We start from the raw sequence: 19,941 nt of genomic DNA on the forward strand, positions 1-19,941 counted from the left end.
TATTGATACAAAATTCTAAAATGAATCACATGTATTAAAGCATTTGAACAATTTGGATGGGGTATAAAAAAACCCCATAAAATGGGGCTTAAATTTTGCTTTTTTATTTTAAAAAATTACTGAGCTTTACGGATGGAGTTTGATGATTTATGTCATTTTTAAGTTTCTGAATCGTTTTATAAGAGTTACTCATTTCAACAAATTGTTTTGATTTATTATCGTAGTAACAAAAGTGCATATCCAACATCTTACCTAATTCTATATCTGAAGCTTGTTCTGAATTTATAAAACCTTGTTCGGACATTTTTTTAAACAATAAAGCAACCTCTTTTTTAGTCAACTTAAACTTTATCTTGTCCTCTTCAAAACTTAAAAATTCATTCGGCAAGTATTCATCTTTTATAACATCTATTATTTGTGCAATTGTTTCAATCAAACAAGATTTAACACTATAAGATATTTCTGACTTATTTATTCGGTCGTCATACTCCTCTAATAAGTCAATTTCCGAATTAACATACATGAACAAATGTTCTCTTGAGAATTTATACTTACCCTCAACATCTTTCTGTACCTGATATAAATAATCTCTTTTTATGTCTGCAATAATATCTTTGAAATAATCATTTAATGTAATTTCACGAACCATATCAACACCTGCCTCTCCATTTTCATCTGGCACAGTAATAAACGCCAACCTAACAAACTCTCTTTCAGATTCTTCATATTTCAAAAGAACATCTGGCTGCGGTTTAGAATAAATATTATAAAATGATGATTTAAGCTCCTTATATCTTTGAGAATCAATAAAATCTAAAAAAGTATATCCAATCATATAATAAATTCTAATTCGTTTTCAGTGTTTTTATTTATTTGGACTAAAACGTCTCAAAAGAATTAGGAACAAAATACAACATAAAGTCCAATCTATAGATTTGCGTTTATAAATTTTAGCTATGATATTAAACAGGATTTACAATAATATCGAAATGGAAATAGTAATATGGTTTTCCCGCAATTTCAAATACTGTTCTACCATTAGAAGATACCTTAACAGCACTAACATCTACTTTTTGCCCTTTTCTCAAACCACCAATATCTCCTTTAACATTAACCTTAAAAGGACAATGAATCTCTACAAGTTTATTATACCAGGTTAATACCAATATACTTTTAGGCGAACAATACTTAAATAATCCTGCCGCATAATTTTCTTTCATATAACATTTAAATTAAAAAAGCTCAAACTAATGTCTGAGCCTTTTAGCTATGGTAAATTAATTAAGAAACCAATGTCTCTCTTTATTTTTAATGGAATTCCCCAGCGATTGGACTATCTCGAAAGCGTTGACATTTCTTCCTAAAAAGGAATCAATATAACTACTCTTATTAGCTCCTGTTAACAAATTAAAAAGCTTCCACATATTTATATTGCCTTCCTGGTCTTTACAAAAACTTTCATCTTGGTAATAATCCCGTGCTACCATATTTAACTGCCCATCTGTTAAGCTCAACAATGGTATTGCTGCTTTTTCCTCTTTTGACAAATAATTATACAACCTACACCTACCTAAAAACTGAGCGAATTGCTTCTCTGTAAGTGAATGATTTGGCAACTCTCTCATAGCGTTTAAATGGGTTTGCATACTGTAATTACCGATGAGTTCCATGATTTTATTTTTAAGATCTAAAACACTAGACACCTTTAATTCTTCGACATACCCATCACTTGACACACATAAATTACAGCACACCATATTTTTAAAACCTATGAAAAATTTAAATTTTTCAATGGACTTCTTACTGTAAAGATTTTCCTGATTGTAAGCTCTAACGCCTCCTATTGTCAGTTTTAAGGACTGTCCATACACATTTTCGGAAATTGTTGGTATTTCAATAGCAAACATCATACGCTCGTAATAAATGGTTTTTTCGTGTTCTAGTAACTCCTTTACAGGTTTACCAATTGCACTCGGAATTCTACCTTTAACAACATGGCTTACTCGTACTTCTGGAATTGATATACTATGACCACTAAAAATATTTGAAGCACATTCTTGGGCTATATCTATAAACTCTTGGTGTGCAATAGTACACTCATTATCCTTAGAGAATACTGGAATAGTACAATCCTTTTTAAGATGTACAAGTTTAACAGCTTTGGTATTAGCCTCAATAAATGGTTTTTTAGTAGTACTTACTACTTCTATTTCTGGAACTATTAATTGTTCACTATTGTTAATCTGATTCTGTATCATCTTCAAGGTTATTTTGTGGTTCTGTAATGTCGTCGACAGCAACTATCTCTTCTTTTAAGTTTTCTATTTCTGATTTCCGTTTTAACACGTCTTCCAAAATTGTTGATTGAAGACTTGGATACTTTTTATAGATATGCTTAAGCCCTTCCACCGTTTCACAATTAAGAATTTCTTTTTGTGCCGTTTTTAAGTCTGTACTTTCATTACACCAATTCATCAATCTTTTTCCAGTTGAAGAATTGATCACAAACTCAGGTTTATTCATAAATAGTCCTGTTCTGTCTTTAGAGGCTTTTGCCAAATGATTATCGTTTACAATTTCAAAATTAGCTGTTAACTCGTATTCAAAGCCTTCACGCGTAATTTCTTTAGTTCCATGCTTAACAACACTAGTTCTACCGTTAGAATTCACATCCATTGAATAATCAATTTTTCTTCTAACTGTAGTAATTACATGAACCTTAGATTGTAATATAGCATCAATAAATGCTTGATGACGTGGAGTAATTTTTGCCCAATCCTGAAATCTACCCCCTAATTGCTCATGAATATCTAAACAACCTCCAGCTCCATTCCATTCATGAGTAATACTGTCAATTATAACAACTTCCATCCCTGAATTTTCACATAGTTTAATTGCTTTAATATAGTTTTCTGGCGAATAAGGTGGATTTAGATTTAACACATTAAAATTCCCCATATTAGCATATAAGCTTGCAGAACCATTTTCCGTATCTATAACAGCAATTTTACTGTAATCTCCTGTTATACCTAAGCCCAGAAGCAAGGCTGAATATGTTTTTCCAAAACCAGAAGCACCCGAAATTCTAATTCTAAGTTTTACTTCTTGACGTTTTGCTACTTGTAATTCCATAATATATTTTCATTAAAATTTTAACAAACACTTAATTAGACATGTATATAAAAAACAAAAGAGCCAATAATGGCTCTTTGATTATTCTTTATAATCAACACTTATTAGAATACATCAGATTCTTCAACAACATTCTCCGCTACAGCTTTATCTGAATTTTCTCGATATTCCCAACGATGTTCTAAAGTGATGATTTCTCCTGTTTCTGGAAGTGCAAATTCGTAAGGTTCAGTTGTTACCTTAACAATTTCCCCAGGAAACTGCATACCTATAAGTTGCTTACAACTTTCTTCGTCAAAAGTACAAGACACTGTACAGGTCTTAGCAGTAAAATACATTCTGTCATTTGACTTACTTTTTACTGGAGCAATTTCACCTTGAAGTACTAATACGAAAAACTCGCCTTTTTCTGATTCTCTCTTTTTGTAATCTTTAATTGTTACCATGATACACGTTTATATTAAAATCATGGCGGGAGACTATCCCCCACCTCAAGATTAGGGAGGGGTGTTTTGCTATTTATAAGTCATTTATGGAAGCATATTATTTTTCTAAAAATTTAAAAAAATTTTTTTTGAAAAAACTTATTAAGTTGGCGTGACAACTTGCCAACTTTTTTATTGAGAAATAAATAGGATTATTAAAGTAATATAACAATTCATAATTAAGATTTGAATTGTTCCATTTCAGTTGAAATACTTTCAAATACACCTTTTACAGAGCTGGTTACTTTATACATACCATTAACCATCAAATAGTCTTCCTTTTTACGCACTGAGAATGATTTGTTTATAAAAACATGATTTCCAAATCCAGCATAGTAATAATTAAACATATCTTTAACTATCTCAATACCTTCAATTTTAATTGCTGTTTGATGTCTTGTTAAAACTTCTCTAATTTTTAAGTATAACTTTTCATCCTCAAACATATTGGTCTGGTAACAGCAGAGTTTTTCACTTTCAAGTGTGTAAAGCAAAATACCACCTGCATTACCCATGGCACCAGAATCAGCTATTTCGGTATAAATAATTTGTTCAAGAGGTATATTATTAAACGTTTGAAGGGTTATGTTTTTTAGGGTTTCAGTTTTCATTGTTGTTTTTGGATTTGTAGTTGAATTTTTATAAGAAATTTTGACAAGTTACTATTCATTCTTATACTAAAAGATTTTACTTTTTACTATTATTTTCAAGAGTATAGAACAATATAACAACAATTACCAAAAGAGATAAAATAACAATATTATTAACAATATTATGGGTATCTTTAGTCATCCATAATTTACCGAGATTATATGTTATAAACCCTACCATTAGAACTACAAAGAATAATAGTTTTAAATAATCTCTCATTTTTTAAATTATTAATTTCTCCCATACCATTCTTACCCTAAACAACATAGCAAGACAATTATTTTCTTAGTTTTCCCTTTGCAGTCCAAATGGTGTTACCTTAAACTTTGCGATAGTTGAACTGTCTTTTATCCATTTGGTGCTATTAAAAGGGATTATAGTACATCCAAAAATGATAACATTTGATATACCACGGTTAATTGCAATTTCATGTAACCTTTTATTGTTTTCTACTGCCTGAATTAATTTTAAGTCCAGACCTTTCGCTTCTTCCATTAATTTAGCTTCTAACCTCTCATCTAATTGCTCTATTCTAAAACTTTGGTGTGAAAAATTATTCCAAAATAAAAGTAAGTGATTATAAGGTTGATATCTTATATTAAAATCCCCTTCTACCTTTACTTTTTTGATTTCACTTTCAACAGCATTAATTTTTAATATCTCACTTGCTCCTGCCGTCGTTTTTTCTGCAAATCCAGCTACCCGACTTGCTCCATCCAAAATTGTACTTTTTTTAGAGTTTCCCTTCCCTAACATATAAAAGAAGATAAATAAGAACATTACAATAAAGAGAATGGTTGATATTTCCATAATTTTAAGTTATTTAAAATTTTCGTTGAATTATTTATGGATTTCTTCCATACCAACAAGGTCCAAAATGACTATTTTGTAAGGAATTATAAAAAAAAGTCATATAGCAATCCTTTAGTTCTTTTAGTGATTGCAACATTATTAAATAAGTTTTGTTTTCCTTGATTAGAATAAGCCAAATACCAGCAACACTTATAGTTTGATCTAGACTTTGGATTTTCGCATAATAAACAACTTGTTTAGCTGGTATATTTTTAATTTTAGTATCAGATATTTTAAAATTAGAAAACTCGATTCCTGAGTTATATAGAATGTTTTTTATTTTATAATCTGTTAAGTCTGAAACATGTTTTACCCCATACTCATTAGATTGAGAAGCTACTCCAAAAGTAGCCTCATTACTTTTTTGTTGAATCTGAACAAGCACAGATCCTAGGTTTTCATTTTTAACATCCCAGAATTCATTAAAAGGCAAGGCAAAATCCTCACTTTCATTGGTATACCAATGATTATCACTAATCCGATATTTTAACGCACTACAACTTGAAACTTGCAGAAATACTCCTTCACCCTTTTTATCCTTAATTGAATCTTTAACCTCGAAGTTTATCTGTTCTGAGCTCCTTTTTTCTGCAAAAGACAGCATAGTAACGAGAACCATTAATATTATACTTGTTTTCATTTTATTTTTTGTTAACTGTTAATCAATAATCAGAAACTCACTTGAATCTATGCTTAAGGTATACTTCATTTTTGAAAGTACTTCTTCGTTAATTTTAGAAATAGCGTTATCAAAATAAAACACTCCTCGGTTAAATTTATTAAACATCGTAAATTTTGGATACAAATGAGCTACATAGTTATAACTCACTGAATCACTCTCAAATAATGCCGCAGTTAAAAAATAACTCGTACCGCCATCTGAAGCAGAGCTCGAAAACTCTACTAAGGCATCAGTTTTACCATCAAAATTATAGTCAAAATAATTTACAGCGTTAATCTGGTCTATTTGGTAATAAACAATTTCTCCAAATTCATTAATTTCAGGTTGTTTAATATGAAGATTGAAGAAATCATTAAATTCATTTTTAAGCTCAATATTGTTTTCTAATTCTTTCTGGGCTTTGCTATTTACTTGTGATTGTAGAACACTACATAATGAAAAAATAAAGACAGAAATAAACCCTTTAACCCCCACTTGTTTTTATCTTAAGTATGTGAGCAATAAAACACCAGAGGTTCGAGTATTAGTAAAACTTACTCTATTTGGGTAATTATTTTCATCATATTGATAAGTTGCTGAATATATCTCTTCTCCATCTCTAAGTACTTTCTTTACATTATTCTTAAAAAGTTTTAACCCCATATCCTCCGATGAAATGTAATCAATACCAGTACAAGTATATTGAAACAATAAGTTATAGCTTTCAACCAGATTATAAAATGGATTTGGTTTATCATCAAACTCAAATGTATAATCATAATTAGAAGTAACTGTACCTCCTGAGGTATTAAACTCTTTCTTATTCATTTTACTAATCTTTCCTTCCGAGTATTCGAAAGTCACTTTCTCCCATAAACCTACACCATCGACTAACCATTCCGCAGTTTGCAGCATTCCATCGTCGTTATAAGTAAATTGATAATCTATAAAAGACTCATCTTTCTGGATTCTAATAAGTGTATTATCCTCATAATAATAATTTAATACCTGTGTATAATCATGATTAATAAAGGCTTCTAAGTCAAATACATCAGGGTTAAAAGTTTCCTCTGTTAGTTGGATAGTGCCGCGATAACTTTTTGATATTTTACCTTTACTATTGTATTCGTAATAATTTAACTCTCCACTACAGTCATTTAAAAAGGTATATTTTAATTTATCATTTTCATAAATAAACTGTGTCGGCTTATCCCAATCATTTGGGTTTTGGTTTGTGATAGATGTAATGTATTTCTGGGTTTCATCTGTGTTATTTTCTTTTTCATCTGAAGTTTCTTCACTACTACAAGAAACTAATACTAAGCCCAACAATACAAGGCTTAATTTTAAAAATTGTTTTTTCATTTTAAGAATTTAGGTTAAGATTATTCCGTTTATTATCAATAGTATATTAAACATGAATAAGTTCAATTAAATAGTTTTATTGTTTTCATTTTGTAACAAAAACAATTAGATAGAATTAATATAAAAAATCTTCTTTTCAAATATAAATAAAACAGTTATGATGTATCATAACCCTCTAAAAAAGATTTATAATCACCTTGCCGTATCTAATTATGACAGATACAGAAAAGGCATATCTACAATCAATTGGCAGAAACATTTCTACCATCAGAAGACAAAAAAATCTTAGTCAACTTGATGTCTGTGCTATAATAGAAATGGAAAAGCCCAACCTTTCCGCCATCGAAAATGGCAGGCAAAATGTAACTGCTTTAACTTTAAAAAAAATAGCAGATGCCATTGAGGTAAAAGTAGCCGACTTTTTTATTTTTAAAGCTTAAATGTTATCAACAGCTACTTCGTAGTTAATTTCATTCTCAATCTTATTATCAACTTTTAATTTCACTTCGGTTTTTAATCTTACCTTAGTAAAGAACAAAATTGACATACCTTTAGGGAGACATGGAGATAAAATTATTGAAAGGAGATATTACGCAACTTGATGTTGATGCCATAGTAAATGCAGCAAACACATCTCTCTTAGGAGGTGGTGGCGTAGATGGTGCAATTCATAGAGCAGGAGGTATTCAAATATTAGAAGAGTGTAAACAAATTAGAGCTAAACAAGGTGGTTGTAACGTAGGCGAAGCTGTAATTACTTCTAGCGGAAACTTAAAAGCTAAATTTGTGATTCACACCGTTGGTCCCAACTGGAATAATGGCAACTCCAATGAAGCTGAAAAACTAAAAAACTGCTATATCAACTCATTAAAATTAGCTCAAGAAAACAAAATTAAGACTATTGCTTTCCCCAACATTAGTACTGGCATTTATGGATACCCTTTAGAAGAAGCTGCCGAAATAGCAATTAAAACTATAACCGAATACAGTTCTTCCAAAATTGAATCCATTACATTTGTTTGTTTTAGTGACGACAATTACAGCATTTACAATAGAAAGTTAAACATAAAGGGAAGCTAACCGCTTCCCTTTAACTTTTCTATCTCAATACTAATTTTCTTCTGCACCACCTTACCATAACTTTCTTGGGTTATTTTCATACTGGAATGACCTAATAATTCACTAACAATTTCCATAGACACATTATTATAAAGCAAAACTGTCGATGCAAATGTACGTCTAGCCATATGGGTTGTAAGGTTCTTTTCTATTCCAGAAATGGCAGCAATTTCCTTTAAATAAGAATTATATTTTTGATTACTAATTCTTGGAAAAACCTTCATTTCATTGCTAACATAATTATCTAAAATAGTTTCAGCCTTAGGAAGTAAAGGAATTGATAATGCTTTAGATGTTTTCTTTCTATTCATTTTAATCCATCTGTTTTTATCAAAACCAACAACGATATTTTTAGGTTCTAAATCCATTAATTCAGTATAAGCCAATCCTGTGTAACAACAGAAAACAAACAAGTCCTTTACTAGCTTTAGCCTAGGTTGTGAAAACACATGATTTTCTAACTTAATAAGTTCTTCAGGAGACAAAAAGACTATGCTATTTTTTGTTCTTTTGGCTTTATACAACATAAAAGGATCTTTATCTAAATCACCCTCGGCAACAGCTATTCTAATAGGTTTCCTAAAGCGTTGTATCATCTTATTTATTGTAGCTTGACCTAAACTCTTTTCTGTTTTTAAATAATACTCTAAATCCGCTAAAAATTGAAGGTTTAATTTATTTAGGGGATAATCTGTTCGCTTATATTTATATTTAATGAAATCTTTAACATGTTTATAGGAATAATCGAACTTTACCCAAGTAGCTCTTTGAATATCTATTCCTATAAGCTTTTTTAGAGATTCTAAATAACGTTTAAAAGCATCTAATACACCTTTATCCTTTTGCGTTTTTTCACCCTTATATTGAAGATAAATATCCTCAACAGTAAAGCTTTGCTCCTTAACTTGAAGCATTAAAAAAGCCTGACTAAGTTTTGTCTTAATCAGGCTTAATTGAGTGTTAATACTTTTTCCATCAGGTTCAGGTGGTTTAACCACTTGCTGTTTTGAGTTCCAGTTTTTAGGGTTAACAAATAGTCCCGTAGAAAATGTCTTTCTAGCTTTATTATACGTCATTCTACACATAAGAGCACAAACTCCTTGAGCATTTTGTTTCTGTCTATTTATAACAAATAATATATTGATTTTCATAATAATTAGATTAAAATTAATGGGTGTCTTTTTAAAATGGAATGGGTGTCTTTTATGATGCCTTTTTTAGAAAAAAAACTTGGCAACTTGGCTTTAAAAGAAAAATGGTATAAGTGTGTAAAATGCAGGATTACTATAGAATAAGCACAAAAAAAGCCCAAACTACATTTGTAATTTAGGCTTTAAGGTGGTCCCACCTGGGCTCGAACCAGGGACTTTCTGATTATGAGTCAGATACTCTAACCAACTGAGTTATAGGACCGAAATTGGAGTGCAATATTACTACTTATTTTAATACTTCACAAGAAAATTATTCCTTTATCTCTTGGCATAATTCAATTAATACGCCGTTAGAAGATTTTGGATGTATAAAGACCACCAGCTTATTATCGGCACCTCTTTTAGGCGATTCATTAATAATACTGAAACCTTCTTTTTTAAGGCGCTCAACCTCAACATAAATATCATCTACATCAAAAGCAATATGATGCACACCCTCCCCTTTTTTATCAATAAACTTTGCAATGGGACTATCGTTTCGGGTCGCTTCGAGCAGTTCAATTTTATTTTCACCAACTTGAAAAAAAGACGTGTTTACACCTTCACTCGTTACCTTTTCCGTTTTATAATGCGGTTTTCCCAACAACTTTGAGAATAAGTCGTTGGAATCTTCAAGACTTTTAACAGCAATACCGATATGTTCAATTTTCTTCATAAAACCAATCAACCTTTATTTTATTTATAGAGTTACTTACTTTCCTTCTCCAATTTGATTAATCACCATCTAAATAAACACGACATGAACTTATTTAAAACACAACCAGAAAAACATCATGAAACGAACCCAAACAACAATCAAAATACGAAAATAACCAACTAAAGCCTTTAAAATCTCTAAATATCCGTATTTTTGCAGTCTAAACCTCTAAGGGTTATAATTTTTTATACTGTGGAAGAAGAAAGTCAAAGACAAAAAAAGATTGGAACGGTTTTACAAACCGATTTAGCCGATGTACTACAAAAAGCAGCCACTCAAGGCGGCATGCGTGGTGTATTAATCTCTGTTTCTAAAGTTAAAGTCACCGTAGATTTATCGGTAGCCAAAGTATATTTAAGCATTTTTCCTAACGACAAAGCTAAAACCCTACTTGAAGGTATAAAATCCAACACCCCATTAATTCGTCATGAATTGGCACAACGCACACGAAATCAACTGCGTCGTATGCCTCATTTAGAATTTTTCATAGACGATTCTCTAGAGTACATCGATAAAATTGAAAAATCACTAAAAGGTGACGAAAATCCTATCAAAGATCCTTCGATGTTAGACTCAAGAAAAAAATCATAATTCTTTTAGTCTGGTTTTGAACATTCGTTTAGTCATTATTTTTTCATAATATTAACCTCATGAATGTTTCATTATACATCGCAAAGCGCTATTTACGCTCCAAAAGCACCAATAATGCCATCAATTTCATTACCTATATCGCCATTGCAGGGGTTATTTTAGGTGCTGGCTCCCTATTTATTGTGCTTTCTGGTTTCTCGGGGTTAAAAGATTTCACCCTTCAGTTTACGAGCGTGGTCGATCCCGATCTTAAAGCCGAAGCTGCCACCGGGAAATCGTTCATTCTTACCCCAGAAAATGTTGAGAGTCTTAATAAAATTGATGCCATCGCATCCTATTCAAAAACCATTGAGGAGCGCATCATTATTGAATCTCAAGACAAAAATGCTTTAGCCGTTGTTAAAGGTGTCGACGAAAATTTTCAAAGCGTTGTTAGTATCGATTCGGTTATCGACCATGGTAATTGGCTGGAACAAAACAGTAATCAAATTGTTGTAGGTTGGGGCATTTCAAACGATTTATCATTAGGCGTTTTAAACTTCACAAAAAACATCAACCTATACGTTCCTAAACCAGGAAAAGGCGCTATAACTTCTGCTAAAACAGCTTTTAATACCGTAAAAGTTATTAATGTTGGGGTGTTTTTTATCAACGAAAGCCTCAATGAAACCTATGTCTTTTCATCGCTCGCTTTGGCCAGAAAACTTTTAAATTACAAACCCCATCAAATCTCAACCATAGAGTTTAAACTTAAAGCTGGTGCCGATGTGGAACAAACCCGCTTACAAATTCAAAACAGTTTAGGCGATAAGGTCATTTTAAAAAACCGCGCCCAGTTAAACGACTCGCTGTATAAAATGCTCAACACCGAAAATTTAGTGGTGTATTTAATATTTACATTGGTTTTAATTATTGCCTTTTTTAATGTGATTGGCTCTTTAATCATGATGATGTTAGATAAAAAACAAAGCCTTTCTACTCTTTTCAATATCGGTGTGACCATAAAAGATATCCGACAAATATTTTTCCTCCAAGGCAGTTTAATGAGTATTATTGGAGGAATTATTGGTATCCTCATCGCTTTTGGCGTGACCCTTTTACAGCAAAAATTCAGCTTGGTCATGATTACCCCAACCCTGGCCTACCCAATTGCCATAGAGGTTGAAAACTTTTTTATTGTGTTTTTTACCATTTCCATTTTAGGTGTTATCGCCTCAAAAATCGCCTCGGTACGCATCACAGAATCCTTGGTAAATAAATAGCTTCTGGGCAAGTTGCCAAGAAAAATGGCAACCAGGCTTTCACAGCTCGCTCTCTGCGAGGAGCTCAAACAACTTGCTCAATCCTTCTTGCGGAACCTTCGTTTTCATAGGAATAGATCAGCTTCAAATCAACAACTGAACGTATCTCAACCAACAGTCTCAAACAATTTTCTCTGTGAATCTTCGTGCTTGCTCAGTGTATCTCTGTGAAACTACAGTCCTCCAAATAAACCACATCAAAGATTAATTTTTTATGTAAGTTTGTCTCATGTTATTCTCCGATATTTTAGGCCAAGAACACATTAAAAAACACCTTACACAAAGTGTTGATAACAACCGCATTCCGCATGCGCAATTGTTTGTTGGTAAAGAAGGCTGTGGCACCTTGCCCATGGCTTTGGCTTATGCCCAATATATTTTGTGTTCAAACTCTGGCGGCGAAAACAATACAGGTAACGAGTCGTGTAACTTAAAGTTTAAAAACTTTTCGCATCCCGATTTGCATTTTGCCTTTCCTGTAACCACTAGCGATAAGGTAAAAAGCAAACCCGTTTCAAGCTTTTATTTGGAAGAATGGCGCCAACTTTTAGACGAACAGCCTTACGGTAACCTTTTCGATTGGTATAAACTCCTTGGTGTGGATAACAAACAAGGACAAATAGGTGTTGATGAAGCTGTTGAAATCGTAAAATCACTTACCCTAAAATCTTACGAAGGTGGTCATAAAGTCATGCTTATTTGGATGGCCGAAAAAATGAATACCGCCTGTGCCAATAAACTTTTAAAACTGATTGAAGAACCGCCAAAGGACACGGTTTTTATTCTCATTGCCGAAGATGAAGAGCAGATTATAAACACCATTCGCTCGCGATGTCAAATTTTACATTTTCCACCGCTAGCTGAAGAGGTTATTAAAGACGCCCTGATCAAACACTATGAGGTAGAACCTGCTCAGGCCACCAAAATCGCCCACCAATCTAACGGAAACTACAACAAGGCTTGTGACCTTATTTATCGCGATTCGGAGGACATTCAGTTTGAAACTTGGTTTATTTTCTGGATTCGTAGTGCCTTTAAAGCCAAGGGCAACAAAGCTGCTATTCACGATTTAATATCTTGGAGTGAGGATATTGCTAAAACGGGACGTGAAACACAAAAGCAATTTTTAAACTTTTGTCTCGATTTTTTCCGTCAGGCCTTGCTATTAAATTACAATGCCACCGATTTGGTGTTTTTCGAACCAAAAACCGATAAATTTAAACTTGAAAATTTCGCGCCTTTTGTTCACGGAAACAACATTATGGACATTAGTAACGAACTACAAGATGCCATTTACCACATAGAGCGCAATGGTAATTCTAAAATTATTCTAACCGATTTATCTATAAAACTCACCCGGTTACTACATACTAAAAAGGCCTAAATTTTAAGGATGCAAACCATTTTAAACTATAGCGCTGAACTCCTCATTTTAAGCTTTCTAAGCATCACTTTTATCATGAGTTTTTACGATAAGGTAAGCGATTGGAAAGGTCAGATTTTATTCTTAAAACAATATTTTTCAAAAACCTTTTTAGTCAATCTCATACCTCCTATTTTAGTTTTTGTTGTGCTTTTAGAAGCTTTAATCGCTCTGTTTTCTGTTTTGGGTATTTACCAACTTATAGCCTTTCAAGTCAAACTATATGCACATATAACATGCATACTGTCGTGTATCCTACTTTTAATCTTTTTACTGGGCCAGCGCATCGCAAAAGACTTCGACGGCGCAAGGAACATCACGATTTATTTTATAGTTGCTGTTTTTGGAGTGTATTTGCTTCAGTGAAAACAAAATTCATACTTATTCAATTCTAAACATCTCGCTTTTGCGCTTCCCTTGTATATGTTGTCATCCAGCACGACATGCTATGTTTTAAAAATTCAGTTTACAAGTTATTCTATAAAAGTATAATCTTGTTTATCGGTTTCCGTCACACGAAAATAGCCATAAGGGTAGTTCTCAGGGTTTGTAAGGTTAATACAGTTTCCACGTAATTCAACTGGGGTAGGTGCAAATGGGTTTCCTGATCCTGATTGACTATTTAACAGTTGAATAAATCTATAATAACGCTCGGATACATTATACAAATTAATATCAACGGTATCACCTGGCTGAAATTCGTCTTCATCGTCATCGCCACGTTTTTCATAAAAAATATTAATTTCATTGCCGTTTAAAAATTCATCTGAAACATCTCTTAACTCTGGATACAAATCACCTTGACGTAGGAATCTCAAAATATAAAAATTAGTTTCATCCTCAGGATCATCAAAATGCACATTAACCTCTAGAGCATCGGGTAAAAGGCCTCCACTTCGCGACTGCGTAATATAGGTTATTGGCGTTGTAGGCAACAAAGTTTCTGTAGAGGTATAGGTTTCATTTTCATACTGCACCGTAAGTGTATAATCCTCATTAAAAACTGGCACAAATTCGTTAGTAGTATAGGTCCCATCATTTTGGTTTACAAAATTATAAACATCATTCGTGCTTAATCGTGTGACAGAAACCACGGCATTGCTAACCGCATTGGGTTGATCGGTATCAAAATAAGGTGTTGTAGTACTCAATTTAACCGTTTGAGAATTTCCCGGTGTTCCTTTTTCCCAGTCTAATGAAGCCTCTATAACCAATCGTGGATCGGCTGTTGGGACTTCCACCTCAATAACATCTGTACAGGACAGGAAAAGCCCTAAAATCGCTATTAAACTCGTGTATATATACTTTTTCATGATGTTTTAAAATTTAAAGTTGTAGGTTACCGATGGTACGATACCAAAAATGGCTGTTCTTGTAGCTTCATTAACGCCAGTTTCAAGATTTTGACCGAATGAAATAGAGGCTGCATTTTTTCGATTATAAACGTTATAAAGACTAAACACCCACTCCCCTTTCCATTTTCCTTCCGGTTTACGGTTTGGTTTAAACGTCGCCGCTAAATCCAAACGGTTATAGGCTGGTAAACGATTAGCATTTCTACTATCGTAATTTGCTATAGACAAACCTTCATACTCATATTGCCCTACCGGATAGGTTACGGGACGCCCTGTTTGAAAGATAAAATTACCACTTAAACTCCATTTCTTGGTCAATAAGTAACTTCCTGTAAGCGAGATATCATGTGTTCTATCAAATGGAGTATTGTACCAATCACCTTTATTTATCCCTGGTCCGCCAGCAGAACCACCAGGGGTTTGTTGTTCAGACTTCGATAAGGTATACGCTAACCAGCCCGTAAATTTTCCTTTATTTTTTCGGAATAAAAACTCCAAACCATAAGCTCGAGATTGTCCTTGTAAAATTTGAGTTTCAATATTATTATTCGCAATTAAATTGGATCCATCGATATAATCGATTCGGTTGTCAACCGTTTTATAATACACTTCGGTTTCTATGGAAAATCGACCACCTTGCAAGTCTTTAAAATACCCTGCAGAATATTGATTAGCCATTTGCGGATCGATAAAAGAACCACTTGGTGTCCAAACATCTAAAGGTGTGGCATTGGCAGTATTAGATAATAAATGTAAATATTGAGCTATTCTTGAGAATCCTAATTTCACCGACGAGGTTTCATTTAGCTGATAAGCTAAACCTAAACGGGGTTCGAAATTATAAAAATCGGCAATGCTTTCATTTTTATCATAATCTATTTCTCCAATGCGTTCCCCTTCTTCATAAATACCCAATTCATCATTATAAATCACAGGCTGATCATTTAAGTACGTTGAAATGGGCTGCCCGCCTAAGCGATTAAACATACTCAATCGTAGACCAACTTGTACATTCAATTTGTCTGTAAGCTTATGCTCTATTTGTCCGTAAAGTCCAGATTCTAAGGCACGTTTTTTATCTAAAATATTTTCATTAATTGCGGAATCATCATCTAGAGGTATCACATCTCCAGGATTGAAATTATAATGAATGGTACTTAATCCGAAATCAATAGTTGTTTTATTATTGAGGTAATATTTTAAATCGTATTTCGCGTTAAAGTTTTTAATGCTAGAAGTCCAGTCCAATCCAATAAACCCAAGTTTCAATTGGTAATTATAATTCCCATAAATGAAGGATAAATTAGAAAAAAGCTTATCATTAAAAATATGATTCCAACGCAAGTTAAACGTGCTATTTCCATATAAGTTTGTGAAAGAATCATCGAAATTTAAAACATCTCTACCAAAATAACCCGATAAATACAGGCGGTTATTTTGATTAATCTCATAGTTCGCTTTAGCATTAAAATCGTAGAAATAAGCTGAATTATCTTCATTGGCTAATTTTAAAAATAAGTGGGCATAAGAGGAGCGCCCAGCTACAATAAAAGACCCTTTGTTATTAAACATGGGCCCTTCGGCAGCCAATCTACTCGAAATTAAACCAATACCTCCATTTAATTCAAAATCCTTACTATTCCCATCTTTTTGTCTGATATCGAGCACAGACGACACTCTACCACCAAAATTTGAAGGAATATTTCCTTTGTATAATTTGATATCCTTAACGACATCGGCATTAAAAACCGAGAAGAAACCAAATAAGTGGGATTCATTGAAAATAATGGCTTCATCAAGAAGCACTAGATTTTGATCGACCGCACCACCTCTAACATTAAACCCGTTAGAACCTTCACCGTTGTTAGTAACACCAGGTAATAGTTGAATGGATTTCACCAAATCGACTTCACCCAAAACCGCAGGAATTTGTTTAATAGTCGTACTTTTTATAACGGCTACACTCATTTGTGGGTCTCTAATATTGGCTTTTTCAGACTCTTCCGCTGTAATTACCACTTCATCTAAAGATGTGGTATCTTCTTTAAGCTCAAAAGCTATACTTTGGTTTTTATCCAAAATCACCTCTTGCTTTTCAGTAACATATCCTAAATAGGACACCACAATGTTATAGGTCCCTTCAGGGGCTGTAATAGAGTAAAAACCATAGGCATTTGTAATACTCCCGTTAGAAGTATTTTCTAAAAATACCGAAGCCCCAAACACGAGTTCGCCATTAGAAAAATCCTTCACCGTACCACTAATCGTAAAGTTTTCTTGAGAAAAGACCAAGAGGCTAAATAATATAAAACAGGCACTTAATTTAAATTTCATAAAAATAGGTTCGTTTTAAATGGAGTTGTAAAAGAAGCAAATATTTATAAGAAACACACTAAAATAAGGCACTTTGGAGTGAATCGAATGAAATACGGAGTGAATTTATTTAAATGCTAAAGAATAGCAGCTTTAATATCTGACAAATAAGAGTTAGAAACAGGTACACGCAATTGATTTAACTGTAAGGTCAAAAATTGTTTGGAACCTCTTCTTTCTAATCTTTCTGCAAAATGTTGGTTGACAATATACGACCGGTGGGTACGTAATAAACCTTTGCTTGGATAGGCATCAAGAATGGATTTTAATCGGGTACGAACTAATTGCGTTTCCAACTGTTCATCTTTAAGATAATTAACTTCAACATATTGATTATCAGATTTTAAAAACACAACATCTCGAATATCAACCGTTAATTCCACCTGATCGTTTTCATTTTTTATATGAATGATTTCTGAGAGTTTTTCTTGATCAACAGAAGGTTCATGAACCGCAGACTCTAGTTTATGAAGTTTTAAATTTTGGTATTTATAAATCGTTACTAATAAAGTTATTATAAACGGAAAAATTAGAATAGCTAACGTTTGTAAAATGTTTTTTAACTGAAATTGAAAAGTCCATTCCTCACTTTGTGAAGCGCCGCCTAAATCGGGTATAAAAAGACTCACTACAAAATAAACCGCTACCAAAATAACAGGTTCTGTTACAAACCAAAGTAAATAGGTTTTTAATGGCTTATTGTGCATTTTAAAAAGTGGTCTTAAGATAAATTGCGACAGGTATAATCCAAAAAATACAGCAATTGAAACTCCAAAAAGCAGCCCTAAAAAATCAAAATATGACTTCGCATTATAATGCAGTTCTTCCGATATACCGAAGGGCTGAAACACCACAAGGAAAAGGACGGTAAAACCAATTGTACACCATAGGTAAAGCCATTTAAAGGCTTTGGAATCCAAATAAATAGCCGAATGCTCTTGATAAATTTGAAACATTTTTGATTAACTTATGGTATATCACACCTATAAAACTAAAGTTAGATAAATCTATTGTACAAAAAAAGCCAAATGAAAACATTTGGCTTTATAAATCATGTTATAAAATAATTATTATTTTTTGTATTCAGCATTTAAAGCATCTAATACTGTTTGCGTTAAATCGTTTTCTTCTGCACCATAAAGTACTGAAGCTGCAGCATCACTAGTCCCTAAAATAAAAGTATAACCATTTTTCTTACCGTAATCTTTAACGAAGTCTTTAACCTTCACAATTACAGTATCAATTTGTGTTTGAAACTCTTGAGTAAGCGCTTGCTGTTCAATTTGCATTTGTTGTTGTAGTCTTTGTTGCTTTTGTTGTAAACCACCCATAATTTCTTGAGCTTTTTGAGGTGTTTTTCTAGCGACAGTTTGTGCTTCTTTTACTTCGGCTTGAAATGCTTGACCGATACTATCGGCACGTTTTTTAAAAGCCTCGTCTTTAATTTGAAACTTAGTTTCGATATCGATCTTTTCTTGAAAATCGTTTATAACGATTCCATTATCAATGTAACCGATTTTTTGTTGGTTACAAGATGTTATAACCAGAGCAACTAAAACGAGGTAAAATATGTTTTTCATTCTTTTATTATTATTTGATTTTTATATGTAAACAAATGTAGGAAAGTAAAGTAGAATCAAATCATGATTTGAAATGATTTTAACATATAAATAAAAATTATAGATATTAAAACCATAATAACAAATTACTATCAAAAACAACTTCAAATAAAGCCTTTTAAGCCACTTTTAAAAAACGCCTTTGTGATTGGCTGATTAGAGTGTTTTAAACCTCTTAAATAAATAATAAATAAGTTTTTACTCATTTTTAACCACAAAAATCAAAGAAGAAGCCTCTTTTGAACGTTTTGCTTTCGAATTTGATTTAAAACCAGTGATAAAAGCTCGAATTAATTTGAAGCTTGCTTTTTTATATTTTTCTGAAAGCAGACTCACATAATAAGCATCGTACTTCATAGGAATCACATCAGCAACTTTTAAAAAATGTTTTGATAATAATGCCGCCATAGAATCTTGACAAAAATGCCAAAGGTGTCTTGGCACATCATAAGCTGCCCAAAATTCTTGATAATAAGCCGCATCGTAACTCTTATGGTTAGGGACTGCAATAATTAAAGTTCCACTTGGTTTTAGGAGTTTTTTATAAATTTCGATTTGATCTTCTAAATCTGGTAAATGCTCTAAAACGTGCCAAAGGGTGATAACATCAAAACGATGTTCTTTAAATTTAAGAAGCTCATCGGTATCAAAAACACCTTGATTTGTTTTCTTATTTGCAATCTCACGAGCATGAGCATTGGGTTCGATACCATAACCATACCATCCATTTTCTTTAGCTACCTTTAAAAAATCACCTGTTCCGCAGCCAATATCTAGCAAAATTTTACCATCTGTAGCATGCTCATCAATAAGCTGAACCTTCTTTTTAAGGGATACCCCTCGTACAATATGATATATAATCTCCACTAAATTCCTTCTAGAATCGGTATGAGAAATATAATCTTTACTCTCATAATAATGAGGTAATTTATCGATATCTGGCTTAGGAGTGGTTTCTAAAAATCCAAATTCTGAATTTTTAATCAGTGTAAATTCTTCTCCCGAAACGGAATGATCTATAACTTTTAAGTCGTTTTCGTCTGTCACAGTTTAAAATAATTAAGTGTAAATAACAGTTTTATTTAGCTAATAAACGGACTAAATGT

General features: G+C 32.6%; 23 protein-coding genes and 1 tRNA gene. 6 read left to right on the forward strand and 18 right to left on the reverse strand.

All coding sequences use genetic code 11. The annotated features are described in order from the left end of the window. Positions 1-103 precede the first annotated feature (103 nt). The 10 genes from A6I66_RS03180 to A6I66_RS03230 all read right to left on the reverse strand — a co-directional run bounded on the left by A6I66_RS03180 (position 104) and on the right by A6I66_RS03230 (position 7,146). A complete protein-coding gene (locus A6I66_RS03180) occupies positions 104-835 on the reverse strand; it encodes a hypothetical protein (protein ID WP_067145453.1) in 732 nt (243 codons plus the stop codon). A gap of 127 nt (positions 836-962) precedes the next feature. Further along, positions 963-1,220, reverse strand: coding sequence for a hypothetical protein (locus A6I66_RS03185; RefSeq protein WP_067145455.1), 258 nt, complete (start codon positions 1,218-1,220; stop codon positions 963-965). A gap of 57 nt (positions 1,221-1,277) precedes the next feature. After that, positions 1,278-2,258 carry a DUF3871 family protein gene (locus tag A6I66_RS03190; RefSeq protein WP_067145457.1) on the reverse strand — a complete coding sequence of 327 codons (981 nt, stop codon included), beginning with the start codon at positions 2,256-2,258 and terminating at the stop codon, positions 1,278-1,280. Beyond that, positions 2,239-3,132 (reverse strand): AAA family ATPase, encoded by an 894-nt coding sequence (locus A6I66_RS03195; protein ID WP_067145459.1) that lies wholly within the window; start codon positions 3,130-3,132, stop codon positions 2,239-2,241. The genes A6I66_RS03190 and A6I66_RS03195 overlap by 20 nt, the downstream gene beginning before the upstream one ends. Positions 3,133-3,236: 104 nt before the next feature. Continuing rightward, positions 3,237-3,578, reverse strand: a complete 342-nt coding sequence (locus A6I66_RS03200; protein WP_067145460.1) for a hypothetical protein — start codon at positions 3,576-3,578, stop codon at positions 3,237-3,239. Positions 3,579-3,796: 218 nt separating this feature from the next. Next, a complete protein-coding gene (locus A6I66_RS03205; protein WP_067145462.1) occupies positions 3,797-4,228 on the reverse strand; it encodes a hypothetical protein in 432 nt (143 codons plus the stop codon). Between the two features lie 325 nt (positions 4,229-4,553). Then, positions 4,554-5,078, reverse strand: coding sequence for a hypothetical protein (locus tag A6I66_RS03215; protein ID WP_067145466.1), 525 nt, complete (start codon positions 5,076-5,078; stop codon positions 4,554-4,556). Positions 5,079-5,112: 34 nt separating this feature from the next. Further along, the gene (locus A6I66_RS03220; protein WP_067145468.1) at positions 5,113-5,760 is read right to left on the reverse strand and encodes a hypothetical protein; all 648 of its coding nucleotides are present in this window, start codon (positions 5,758-5,760) and stop codon (positions 5,113-5,115) included. A gap of 18 nt (positions 5,761-5,778) precedes the next feature. Beyond that, positions 5,779-6,276 carry a hypothetical protein gene (locus A6I66_RS03225; RefSeq protein WP_067145470.1) on the reverse strand — a complete coding sequence of 166 codons (498 nt, stop codon included), beginning with the start codon at positions 6,274-6,276 and terminating at the stop codon, positions 5,779-5,781. A 6-nt stretch (positions 6,277-6,282) separates the two neighbouring features. After that, the gene (locus A6I66_RS03230; protein ID WP_067145472.1) at positions 6,283-7,146 is read right to left on the reverse strand and encodes a hypothetical protein; all 864 of its coding nucleotides are present in this window, start codon (positions 7,144-7,146) and stop codon (positions 6,283-6,285) included. Between the two features lie 212 nt (positions 7,147-7,358). Here A6I66_RS03230 and A6I66_RS03235 point away from each other — a divergent pair, with 212 nt between their 5' ends. Together A6I66_RS03235 and A6I66_RS03240 are read left to right on the forward strand one after the other, a co-directional pair. Next, positions 7,359-7,586: a helix-turn-helix domain-containing protein gene (locus A6I66_RS03235; protein WP_067145475.1), complete on the forward strand. Its 228-nt coding sequence runs from the start codon at positions 7,359-7,361 to the stop codon at positions 7,584-7,586. A gap of 121 nt (positions 7,587-7,707) precedes the next feature. After that, the gene (locus tag A6I66_RS03240) at positions 7,708-8,226 is read left to right on the forward strand and encodes an O-acetyl-ADP-ribose deacetylase (RefSeq protein WP_067145477.1); all 519 of its coding nucleotides are present in this window, start codon (positions 7,708-7,710) and stop codon (positions 8,224-8,226) included. Here the strand turns inward: A6I66_RS03240 and A6I66_RS03245 are convergent. From A6I66_RS03245 to mce, 3 genes are all read right to left on the reverse strand, one after another. Next, positions 8,223-9,416, reverse strand: a complete 1,194-nt coding sequence (locus A6I66_RS03245; RefSeq protein WP_067145479.1) for a site-specific integrase — start codon at positions 9,414-9,416, stop codon at positions 8,223-8,225. The two genes, A6I66_RS03240 and A6I66_RS03245, sit on opposite strands and share 4 nt — an antisense overlap. A gap of 188 nt (positions 9,417-9,604) precedes the next feature. Continuing rightward, positions 9,605-9,678 (reverse strand) — tRNA-Ile (locus tag A6I66_RS03250). Between the two features lie 48 nt (positions 9,679-9,726). After that, positions 9,727-10,131, reverse strand: coding sequence for a methylmalonyl-CoA epimerase (gene mce, locus A6I66_RS03255; protein ID WP_067145481.1), 405 nt, complete (start codon positions 10,129-10,131; stop codon positions 9,727-9,729). A gap of 234 nt (positions 10,132-10,365) precedes the next feature. Here mce and rbfA point away from each other — a divergent pair, with 234 nt between their 5' ends. From rbfA to A6I66_RS03275, 4 genes are all read left to right on the forward strand, one after another. Further along, positions 10,366-10,764 carry a 30S ribosome-binding factor RbfA gene (gene rbfA, locus A6I66_RS03260; RefSeq protein ID WP_067145483.1) on the forward strand — a complete coding sequence of 133 codons (399 nt, stop codon included), beginning with the start codon at positions 10,366-10,368 and terminating at the stop codon, positions 10,762-10,764. A gap of 59 nt (positions 10,765-10,823) precedes the next feature. Further along, on the forward strand, positions 10,824-12,026 hold the full coding sequence (locus tag A6I66_RS03265) for an ABC transporter permease (protein WP_067145485.1): 1,203 nt from the start codon (positions 10,824-10,826) through the stop codon (positions 12,024-12,026). Positions 12,027-12,294: 268 nt separating this feature from the next. Continuing rightward, positions 12,295-13,449 (forward strand): DNA polymerase III subunit, encoded by a 1,155-nt coding sequence (locus A6I66_RS03270; protein WP_067145487.1) that lies wholly within the window; start codon positions 12,295-12,297, stop codon positions 13,447-13,449. A 9-nt stretch (positions 13,450-13,458) separates the two neighbouring features. Beyond that, a complete protein-coding gene (locus tag A6I66_RS03275; protein ID WP_067145489.1) occupies positions 13,459-13,854 on the forward strand; it encodes a hypothetical protein in 396 nt (131 codons plus the stop codon). 107 nt (positions 13,855-13,961) lie between these two features. On the opposite strand, the gene A6I66_RS03280 is transcribed toward A6I66_RS03275, so the two are convergent. From A6I66_RS03280 to A6I66_RS03300, 5 genes are all read right to left on the reverse strand, one after another. Further along, positions 13,962-14,801, reverse strand: coding sequence for a DUF4249 domain-containing protein (locus A6I66_RS03280; RefSeq protein ID WP_067145491.1), 840 nt, complete (start codon positions 14,799-14,801; stop codon positions 13,962-13,964). A gap of 6 nt (positions 14,802-14,807) precedes the next feature. Then, the gene (locus A6I66_RS03285) at positions 14,808-17,177 is read right to left on the reverse strand and encodes a TonB-dependent receptor (RefSeq protein ID WP_067145493.1); all 2,370 of its coding nucleotides are present in this window, start codon (positions 17,175-17,177) and stop codon (positions 14,808-14,810) included. Positions 17,178-17,293: 116 nt separating this feature from the next. Next, positions 17,294-18,172, reverse strand: a complete 879-nt coding sequence (locus tag A6I66_RS03290) for a LytTR family DNA-binding domain-containing protein (protein WP_067145495.1) — start codon at positions 18,170-18,172, stop codon at positions 17,294-17,296. A 114-nt stretch (positions 18,173-18,286) separates the two neighbouring features. Beyond that, positions 18,287-18,796, reverse strand: coding sequence for an OmpH family outer membrane protein (locus A6I66_RS03295; RefSeq protein WP_067145498.1), 510 nt, complete (start codon positions 18,794-18,796; stop codon positions 18,287-18,289). Positions 18,797-19,033: 237 nt separating this feature from the next. Next, positions 19,034-19,882, reverse strand: a complete 849-nt coding sequence (locus tag A6I66_RS03300) for a class I SAM-dependent methyltransferase (protein ID WP_067145500.1) — start codon at positions 19,880-19,882, stop codon at positions 19,034-19,036. Between the last annotated feature and the right edge of the window lie 59 nt (positions 19,883-19,941).

This window comes from Pseudotamlana agarivorans, assembly GCF_001642835.1.
Taxonomy (GTDB): Bacteria; Bacteroidota; Bacteroidia; order Flavobacteriales; family Flavobacteriaceae; genus Pseudotamlana; species Pseudotamlana agarivorans.

What these genes read in the sequence shown, in the direction of transcription:
- A6I66_RS03180 (WP_067145453.1), bottom strand. Translation starts at nt 835, where the DNA reads ATGATTGGATATACTTTTTTAGATTTTATTGATTCTCAAAGATATAAG.
- A6I66_RS03185 (WP_067145455.1), bottom strand. Translation starts at nt 1,220, where the DNA reads ATGAAAGAAAATTATGCGGCAGGATTATTTAAGTATTGTTCGCCTAAA.
- A6I66_RS03190 (WP_067145457.1), bottom strand. Translation starts at nt 2,258, where the DNA reads ATGATACAGAATCAGATTAACAATAGTGAACAATTAATAGTTCCAGAA.
- A6I66_RS03195 (WP_067145459.1), bottom strand. Translation starts at nt 3,132, where the DNA reads ATGGAATTACAAGTAGCAAAACGTCAAGAAGTAAAACTTAGAATTAGA.
- A6I66_RS03200 (WP_067145460.1), bottom strand. Translation starts at nt 3,578, where the DNA reads ATGGTAACAATTAAAGATTACAAAAAGAGAGAATCAGAAAAAGGCGAG.
- A6I66_RS03205 (WP_067145462.1), bottom strand. Translation starts at nt 4,228, where the DNA reads ATGAAAACTGAAACCCTAAAAAACATAACCCTTCAAACGTTTAATAAT.
- A6I66_RS03215 (WP_067145466.1), bottom strand. Translation starts at nt 5,078, where the DNA reads ATGGAAATATCAACCATTCTCTTTATTGTAATGTTCTTATTTATCTTC.
- A6I66_RS03220 (WP_067145468.1), bottom strand. Translation starts at nt 5,760, where the DNA reads ATGAAAACAAGTATAATATTAATGGTTCTCGTTACTATGCTGTCTTTT.
- A6I66_RS03230 (WP_067145472.1), bottom strand. Translation starts at nt 7,146, where the DNA reads ATGAAAAAACAATTTTTAAAATTAAGCCTTGTATTGTTGGGCTTAGTA.
- A6I66_RS03235 (WP_067145475.1), top strand. Translation starts at nt 7,359, where the DNA reads ATGACAGATACAGAAAAGGCATATCTACAATCAATTGGCAGAAACATT.
- A6I66_RS03240 (WP_067145477.1), top strand. Translation starts at nt 7,708, where the DNA reads ATGGAGATAAAATTATTGAAAGGAGATATTACGCAACTTGATGTTGAT.
- A6I66_RS03245 (WP_067145479.1), bottom strand. Translation starts at nt 9,416, where the DNA reads ATGAAAATCAATATATTATTTGTTATAAATAGACAGAAACAAAATGCT.
- mce (WP_067145481.1), bottom strand. Translation starts at nt 10,131, where the DNA reads ATGAAGAAAATTGAACATATCGGTATTGCTGTTAAAAGTCTTGAAGAT.
- A6I66_RS03265 (WP_067145485.1), top strand. Translation starts at nt 10,824, where the DNA reads ATGAATGTTTCATTATACATCGCAAAGCGCTATTTACGCTCCAAAAGC.
- A6I66_RS03270 (WP_067145487.1), top strand. Translation starts at nt 12,295, where the DNA reads ATGTTATTCTCCGATATTTTAGGCCAAGAACACATTAAAAAACACCTT.
- A6I66_RS03275 (WP_067145489.1), top strand. Translation starts at nt 13,459, where the DNA reads ATGCAAACCATTTTAAACTATAGCGCTGAACTCCTCATTTTAAGCTTT.
- A6I66_RS03280 (WP_067145491.1), bottom strand. Translation starts at nt 14,801, where the DNA reads ATGAAAAAGTATATATACACGAGTTTAATAGCGATTTTAGGGCTTTTC.
- A6I66_RS03285 (WP_067145493.1), bottom strand. Translation starts at nt 17,177, where the DNA reads ATGAAATTTAAATTAAGTGCCTGTTTTATATTATTTAGCCTCTTGGTC.
- A6I66_RS03290 (WP_067145495.1), bottom strand. Translation starts at nt 18,172, where the DNA reads ATGTTTCAAATTTATCAAGAGCATTCGGCTATTTATTTGGATTCCAAA.
- A6I66_RS03295 (WP_067145498.1), bottom strand. Translation starts at nt 18,796, where the DNA reads ATGAAAAACATATTTTACCTCGTTTTAGTTGCTCTGGTTATAACATCT.